Annotated in this window: 1 protein-coding gene; it reads left to right on the top strand. The window is 61.6% G+C overall.

Annotated elements, in window-relative coordinates; all coding sequences use genetic code 11:
* A protein-coding gene (locus J0I99_RS00005) for an IS3 family transposase (protein ID WP_291395000.1) occupies window positions 1-1,319 on the top strand; the annotation gives its coding sequence in 2 pieces (ribosomal slippage) (window positions 1-304 and window positions 304-1,319; 1,320 coding nt annotated over the 2 pieces). This gene is flagged as partial in the annotation.
* Between the last annotated feature and the right edge of the window lie 68 nt (window positions 1,320-1,387).

The following is a 1,387-nucleotide window of genomic DNA, read 5'->3' as shown; positions in this document are numbered from 1 at the left end:
GCGGCGCAGGTCATCAAAGACATCCGCCGCGCAACCCGCAAGCAATATTCGGCCGAGGAGAAGATCCGCATCGTGCTGGAAGGCTTGCGCGGCGACGAGTCGATCGCGGCGCTGTGCCGGCGCGAGGGGATCGCGGAGAGCCTTTATTACACCTGGTCGAAGGAGTTCCTCGAAGCCGGCAAGAAGCGGCTTGCCGGGGATACGGCGCGCGCCGCCACCAGTGACGAGGTGAAGGTGCTGCGCAAGGAGGCGCGCGATCTCAAGGAGGTCGTCGCCGAGCAGGCGCTGGAACTGCGGATTCTTAAAAAAAGCATGATCGCGGATGGGGGCGACGACGAATGAGATACCCCGCATCCGAGAAGCTGGAGATCATCCGGCTGGTCGAGAACTCGCACCTGTCGGCGCGGCGCACGCTGCAAAAACTCGGCATTCCGCGCTCGACCTTCAATCGCTGGTATGACCGCTTCCTCGCCGGCGGCATCGATGCGCTGGAAGACCACAAACCCCGACCGAGCCGGGTCTGGAACCGCCTCCCCGAGGAGAAACGCGATCAGATCATTGAGCTGGCGTTGAACGAGCCGGAGCTGTCGCCACGGGAACTGGCGGTCACCTTCACCGACACGAAGGGCTACTTCGTCTCGGAATCCTCAGTCTATCGCCTGCTCAAGGCCCACGACCTGATCACCAGCCCGGCCTTCATCGTCATCAAGGCCGCCGACGAGTTCCATGACAAGACGACAGCACCGAACCAGCTCTGGCAAACCGACTTCACGTATCTGAAGGTCATCGGCTGGGGCTGGTTCTATCTATCGACCGTGCTCGACGACTTCTCCCGCTATATCATCGCCTGGAAGCTGTGCACCACGATGAAGGCCGGGGACGTCACCGACACGCTGACCATCGCGCTGCAGGCTTCCGGCTGCGACAACGCCAGGGTCATGCAGCGGCCGCGGCTGCTGTCCGACAACGGCCCGTCTTACGTCTCTTCCGACCTGGCCGCATGGCTATCCAGCAAGGGTATGGAACATACGCGCGGTGCGCCCTGCCATCCCCAGACCCAGGGCAAGATCGAGCGATGGCACCAGACGCTGAAGAACCGCATCCTGCTCGAAAACTACTTCCTGCCGGGTGATCTCGAGCAGCAGGTCGCGGCGTTCGTCGAGCACTACAACCACCGCCGCTACCACGAGAGCCTCGACAATCTCACCCCTGCCGACGTCTACTTCGGGCGCGGCGATATCATCACGCTGGAAAGGGAAAGGATCAAACGCGAAACCATCAAACAGCGCCGCTTGCTTCATCGAGATGCAGCAGCCTAATGTGACAAACCTGATGGACCAGAGCCTCCGTTAGCTCACGCAGCCTGTTGTCCCAAAAACCCTGACGA

Origin of the sequence: Devosia sp., from assembly GCF_017307495.1 — a bacterium.
Lineage (GTDB): Bacteria > Pseudomonadota > Alphaproteobacteria > Rhizobiales > Devosiaceae > Devosia_A.
This window is presented reverse-complemented; position numbering and strand designations above follow the sequence as displayed.